This is a genomic window from Dietzia sp. E1 (genome assembly GCF_014145015.1).
Taxonomy (GTDB): Bacteria; Actinomycetota; Actinomycetes; order Mycobacteriales; family Mycobacteriaceae; genus Dietzia; species Dietzia cinnamea_A.
In genome coordinates this window covers 1-5,703 of sequence record NZ_JAALDU010000334.1, presented here as the reverse complement: position 1 = coordinate 5,703, position 5,703 = coordinate 1, and the positions used below count along the sequence as shown (strand labels likewise).

At 69.3% G+C, this 5,703-nt stretch carries 9 protein-coding genes; 5 read left to right on the top strand and 4 right to left on the bottom strand.

The features are described from left to right. The 4 genes from G6030_RS11295 to G6030_RS11280 all read left to right on the top strand — a co-directional run. Positions 1–301, top strand: a 301-nt coding sequence (locus tag G6030_RS11295; RefSeq protein WP_182643191.1) for a GNAT family N-acetyltransferase, incomplete at its 5' end; no start/stop codon positions are given. A gap of 10 nt (positions 302–311) precedes the next feature. Next, positions 312–1,112 carry an exodeoxyribonuclease III gene (locus G6030_RS11290; RefSeq protein ID WP_182643190.1) on the top strand — a complete coding sequence of 267 codons (801 nt, stop codon included), beginning with the start codon at positions 312–314 and terminating at the stop codon, positions 1,110–1,112. A 6-nt stretch (positions 1,113–1,118) separates the two neighbouring features. Next, positions 1,119–2,012 (top strand): polyphosphate kinase 2, encoded by an 894-nt coding sequence (gene ppk2, locus G6030_RS11285; RefSeq protein WP_007627323.1) that lies wholly within the window; start codon positions 1,119–1,121, stop codon positions 2,010–2,012. A 194-nt stretch (positions 2,013–2,206) separates the two neighbouring features. Beyond that, positions 2,207–2,623, top strand: a complete 417-nt coding sequence (locus tag G6030_RS11280; protein ID WP_182643189.1) for a CoA-binding protein — start codon at positions 2,207–2,209, stop codon at positions 2,621–2,623. 61 nt (positions 2,624–2,684) lie between these two features. Here the strand turns inward: G6030_RS11280 and G6030_RS11275 are convergent, their stop codons facing one another. From G6030_RS11275 to G6030_RS11260, 4 genes are all read right to left on the bottom strand, one after another. Beyond that, positions 2,685–3,185 carry a CD225/dispanin family protein gene (locus G6030_RS11275; RefSeq protein ID WP_182643188.1) on the bottom strand — a complete coding sequence of 167 codons (501 nt, stop codon included), beginning with the start codon at positions 3,183–3,185 and terminating at the stop codon, positions 2,685–2,687. A gap of 115 nt (positions 3,186–3,300) precedes the next feature. Next, positions 3,301–3,597, bottom strand: coding sequence for a GNAT family N-acetyltransferase (locus G6030_RS11270; protein ID WP_108848324.1), 297 nt, complete (start codon positions 3,595–3,597; stop codon positions 3,301–3,303). Between the two features lie 124 nt (positions 3,598–3,721). Next, positions 3,722–4,483, bottom strand: a complete 762-nt coding sequence (locus G6030_RS11265) for an ABC transporter permease (RefSeq protein ID WP_182643187.1) — start codon at positions 4,481–4,483, stop codon at positions 3,722–3,724. Beyond that, the gene (locus G6030_RS11260) at positions 4,480–5,394 is read right to left on the bottom strand and encodes an ABC transporter ATP-binding protein (RefSeq protein ID WP_182643186.1); all 915 of its coding nucleotides are present in this window, start codon (positions 5,392–5,394) and stop codon (positions 4,480–4,482) included. Before G6030_RS11260 ends, G6030_RS11265 begins: the two co-directional genes overlap by 4 nt. A gap of 87 nt (positions 5,395–5,481) precedes the next feature. On the opposite strand from G6030_RS11260, the gene G6030_RS11255 reads away from it, so the two are divergent. Next, positions 5,482–5,703, top strand: a 222-nt coding sequence (locus G6030_RS11255; protein ID WP_187701753.1) for a DUF1707 domain-containing protein, incomplete at its 3' end; no start/stop codon positions are given.

Here is a 5,703-nt window from a genome sequence, read left to right as displayed (position 1 = left end):
CATCGCCCGCGGAGCCGTCACCGCCGGCCCCGACGGGCAGGCGCGGATCGCCGTGTCCTGCGTGCAGACCGCCGACGGCCACCGCCGCCGCGGCCTCGCCGAGGTCGTCACCGGCGCGCTCGTCGACTGGGGACTCGGCCTCGGCGCGCGGGAGTGTCACCTGCACGTGTTCGCCGACAACACCGCCGGGCGCGGCCTGTGGGCCAAGCTCGGACTCGAACCACACCATTCGCTGCGGCACCTCGTCGTCGTCGACCAGCCCCCGCCTCCCACGGTGACGCCGCCGCGCGGCGCGCAATAGACTCGCAGCCATGCGCCTGGCCACCTGGAATGTGAACTCGATCCGAGCCCGCAAGGACCGCGTGCTCGCCTGGCTCGACCGGTCCGACGTCGACGTCCTGGCGATGCAGGAGACCAAGTGCAAGGACGAGCAGTTCCCGCACGAGGAGTTCCGCGAGCTCGGTTACGAGGTCGCCCACCACGGCCTGAGCCAGTGGAACGGCGTCGCCGTGGCCTCCCGTGTCGGGCTCGAGGACGTGCGACTGGGCTTCGACGGCATGCCCGGCTTCCACAAGGACCCCGAGCAGTCCCAGGACCCGGAGGCGCGGGCGATCTCCGCGGTGTGCGACGGCGTCCGCGTGTACAGCCTCTACGTGCCCAACGGCCGTGAACTGTCCGACCCGCATTACACCTACAAGCTCGAGTGGCTGGCCCGACTGCGTGACCACGCCGCCGCCGAACTGGTCGCCGACCCCGACGCCCAGGTCGCGCTCGTGGGCGACTGGAACGTCGCGCCGCTCGACGAGGACGTGTGGGACATGGAGGTCTTCGAGGGCAAGACCCACGTCTCCGGCCCCGAGCGGCTGGCGTTCGCCGCGTTCGACGGCGCCGGGTTCCGCGAGGTCACCCGCGAGTACACCCCCGGGCCGGGCGTCTACACGTACTGGGACTACACGGGGCTCAGCTTCCCCAAGCGCAAGGGCATGCGCATCGACTTCCAGCTGCACTCCCCCGCGCTGGCCGCCCGCGTCACCGGCGCCTTCATCGACCGCGAGGAGCGCAAGGGCAAGGGCGCCTCCGACCACGCGCCCGTCGTGGTGGAACTCGACTAGACGCCGATGTCCACGTTCCAGCTACGGCACTACATCGACCGGCTGCGCGCCGAGGGCTTCACGGTCCGCGACGACCACGGCGAGGACCCCGACCTCATCGACATCACCGGCCGTGCGGTCGACACGTGGCGGGAGAACTACCCGTACGACGAGCGGATGGACCGCAACCAGTACGAGGTCGAGAAGTACCTCCTGCAGATCGAACTGCTGAAGTTCCAGCGCTGGCAGGCCGAGTCCGGGCACCGGCAGGTGATCGTGTTCGAGGGCCGTGACGCCGCCGGTAAAGGCGGGACGATCAAGCGGTTCACCGAGTACATCAACGTCCGTCAGGCGCGCGTCGTGGCGCTCATCAAGCCCACCGAGACCGAGCTGCACCAGTGGTACTTCCAGCGCTACGTCACCCACCTGCCCAGCCGCGGTGAGCTGGTCCTGTTCGACCGCTCCTGGTACAACCGCGCCGGCGTCGAGCGGGTCATGGGGTTCTGCACCGACGAGCAGTACGAGACGTTCATGCAGCAGGCGCCGATGTTCGAGAAGATGCTGGTCGAGTCGGGTATCGGGCTCACGAAGCTGTGGTTCTCGGTGACCCGCGAGGAGCAGAAGACCCGGTTCGCGATCCGACAGCTGGACCCCGTGCGCCGGTGGAAGCTCTCCCCCATGGACCTGGAGTCGCTGGGCAAGTGGGACGAGTACACCGAGGCCAAGGAGGAGATGTTCCGGCGCACGGACACAGAGTGGGCGCCGTGGACGACCATCAAGTCCAACGACAAGAAGCGGGCCCGCATCAACGCGATGCGCTACTTCCTCAACCAGTTCGACTACCCGGAGAAGGACCACCAGGTGGTGTTCGAGCCGGACCCGCGGATCGTCCAGCGCGGCAAGGACGCCGTCGGGGACTAGCGGAGCGAGCGCCAGCGAGCGAAGCGATGTCCCCGCGCGCAGACACCGTCGGGGACTGACTGAGCCTGCGAAGGAAGCGCCCCGCGCGCAGGGCCCGTCGGGGACTTGCGGAGCGAGCGCCAGCGAGCGCAGGGCCCGTCGGGGGTTGATTGCTCGCGGGGAATGTCTGGGCGCCGTGGGGCCTTGCACGGGGTATGAGCCATTCCAATGATCCGGCCGTCATCGAGCGTCTGCTGTCCGAGAAGGGGCGGTGGGCCGTCGTCGGTCTGTCCTCGAACACCTTGCGCACCGCGTACCGGATCGCCGCGTTCGTCCGGGACCTCGGTCACGAGATCGTGCCCGTCCATCCGAAGGCCGAGACGGTCCACGGTCAGCAGGGGTATCCGGACCTGGCGTCGGTCCCCGGCGAGATCGACGTCGTGGACGTGTTCGTCAACTCCGAGCTCGCCGGGGGCGTGGTCGACGACGCTATCGCCAAGGGCGCGAAGGCCGTCTGGCTGCAGCTGGGCGTGATCGACGAGGCCGCCGCGCAGCGGGCGAAGGAGGCGGGCCTCGACGTGGTGATGGACGCCTGCCCGGCGATCGAGGCACCGCGCCTGGGCCTGTCCTGACCCATGCGGGCGCGCCGCCGACCCGGCACCGGGTGGGCGGCGCGCGTGCGTCGGTCGAGCGTCAGTAACCGCTCGAGGCCAGGCCGACCATCGCGAAGATGAAGATCAGGTACAGGATGATGAGGACCGCCACGATCGCGAGCGAGATCATCCCGAGCCGCTTGGCGGTCGCGCTGGCGGCCTCGGCCTCGGCGTGCCGCCCGGCGGCCCAGAGCGGGTAGACCTCCAGCGCCCGCGTCATCGCGATGAAGGACAGGGGCCAGAAGAACAGGATCGAGGCGACCGCCCACCCCACGTTCGACGGCGGCCCGGGGCGGGCACCGGGAGCCGCGGCGAAACCGCCCGCGCCGGAGTACGCGGGCGTCTGCGAGCCGTAGCCACCCTGCCCGTAGGAGCCCTGGCCGTACCCCTGCTGCCCGTAGGCCTCCTGGCCGTAGCCGCCGGTCCCGTAGGAGCCCTGCCCCGCACCGGACTGGCCGCCGTATCCGGATTGTGCGGAGTAGTCCGTGTATCCGGACGAGGAGGCGTTGTCGGCGTTGTCGCCCTGCGGCGGGTAAGTCATGAAGTGTCCTGTTCGCTGGCCGGTCTTCCGCCGCCCACACTACGGGTCCTGTCGGACATCCTCCCCGCCGTGACGGGGCCGGTCGTCCGCGGCGCGAGCGGCGTGACGCAACGTGTCAGGTGGCGGCGACGAGTAGCTGGTACTCGGGGAACCGCACGAGGAAGCGGCGCACGTAGCTGCACACCGGGCGGATCTTCAGCCCGTCGAGCCGCAGGCGGGTGAGGACCAGGCTCACCAGCAGTCGGGCGATGCCCTGCTGACCGAACCGCTCCTCGATCACGGTGTGCAGGAGGATGTAGACGTCGCCGTCCTTCTCGTACCCGACCAGTCCCATGAAGGTCTCGCCGTCCCACAGCTCGAAGCGGTCTCTATCAGTGTTGTGGACGAGCTTGAGCGAAGTTCCGCCGGTCATCTCGACTCCTTAGGGCCGACCGAGTATCGATTCCGACCCTACCCTTGAAGGGCGGCCCAGTCCGGCGCATCGCGAGCGTGAATCCGCGGGCACCCCGGCGCGGGTCAGAGGTCGCGGCGCGAGGTCAGGCGTCGCGGCGCAGGGTCATCACCAAGCCCACGCCCCACAGGACGACGCACACCGCGGCGTAGAGCGCGAACGCCGGCCACTCGCCCCAGGTGATGTAGCCCTTGGCTGCCTCACCCTGGGTCCAGTAGTCACCGTTGGCGAACGGCATCCACCCCGCGATGTCCTCCCCCACCTTCGGGATGAGCGACACCATCCCCTCGAGCGCCAGGATCCACACGAGAAAGAGGGAGATCGTCCCGGCGGCGTTGCGCATGATGTACGCCAGTCCCATGACCGCGAGCGTGCCGAGTGCCGTGTAGACGGGGAAACGCCAGAGGTAGGTGAGTCCGTCACCGGAGAACGGCGTCCACGACTCGTTGCCGGACAGCGCCCCAGCCACCAGCAGCGCGACGATCACCGAGACGGCGGTGACGACGATCGACAGGATCGTGAACAGCACGGTCTTGGCGACGATCGCGGGCCAGCGCGACGGCGTCGTCAGGTAGGTCGCCTTGGCGGTGTGGTAGCGGTACTCGCCGGTGACGCCGACGATCGCGGCGATCCACACCAGCAGTACCGTGAACGCGCTGACCCCGAGGATGGCGAACAGCGGGTCGCTGCCGCCGCCGGCCTCACCGGCGACCGGGTCGGTGGCGGACTGGTCGAACTGGCCGATGATCACGGCCAGCAGGACGGCCAACGCGATACCGATCGCGTACAGCCAGTAGGCGCTCTTGGTGGTGGTGACCTTGATCCACTCGGACTTCAGCAGGTTCATCGGGTGGACTCCTGACCGTGGTACTCGACGTCCTGGTCGGTGAGGGCCATGAAGGCCTCCTCCAGCGACGCCCGCTTCTCGTGCAGCTCGTGGACGGTGATGCCCAGGCTGGCGGCGAGGTCGCCCACCTGGGGGGCCCGCAGGCCGTCGATCAGGAACACGCCCTGCTGCGGGTCGAACGTGGCCTGTACGTTCTCGGAACGCGCGGCCTGGGTGAACTCGTCGACGTGCGGCGTGCGCAGGATGACCGAGGACTTGGCGGCCGAGAGGAACTCCTCGACCGAGGTCTGCGCGCGCAGCTTGCCGCGACCGATCACCACGAGGTCTTGGGCGGTCTGCGCCATCTCCGACAGCAGGTGGGAGGACACGAGCACCGTGCGGCCCTCGGCGGCGCGGGCGTGCATGAAACGTCGGATCCACAGGATGCCCTCCGGATCGAGCCCGTTGACGGGCTCGTCGAACAGCAGCACCTCGGGATCACCGAGCATGGCGGTGGCGAGTCCCAGTCGCTGACGCATGCCGAGCGAGTACCCGCCCACCTTGCGGCCGGCGACGTCGCTCAGGCCCACCAGAGCGAGCACCTCGTCGACGCGGGTCGCGGGCAGGCCGGCCGCTGCGGCGATCATCTTCAGGTGCGCGGACGCGGAACGGTTGGCGTGCGTCCAGGAGGCGTCCAGCAGGCAGCCGACCGTGTGCGCGGGCTGCTCGAGATCGCGATACGGCCTGCCGTTGACGAGCGCCTCCCCCGACGTCGGATTGTCGAGACCGACGATCATCCGCATCGTCGTGGACTTACCGGCACCGTTCGGGCCGAGGAAGCCGGTGACGACGCCGGGGCGGACGGTGAAGCTGAGGTCGTCGACGGCGAGGGAGCCGCCGTAGCGTTTGGTGAGATTCCGTACCTCGATCATGGCAACCAGTGTGCCTGCCGCAGCCCCGCCGACGCGCGTCCACCTACTCAGCCCGCGTACAGCTCGAGCGAGTCTAGGCTTGTGACCATGGACGATGTCACGCCCGAACCGGACCGCCCACTACCGGCGGTCCGCGCCTCGGACGCCGAGCGGGAGGCGACCGCTCAGCTACTACAGGAGTCGTACTCGGAGGGTCGGCTGACCCTCGCCGAATTCGACGAGCGGACCGCCGCGGCGTACGGCGCCCGGTTCCGGTCCGAACTGCTGGAGCTGACCCACGACCTGCCGGTCGCGCACCATCAGCTCGAA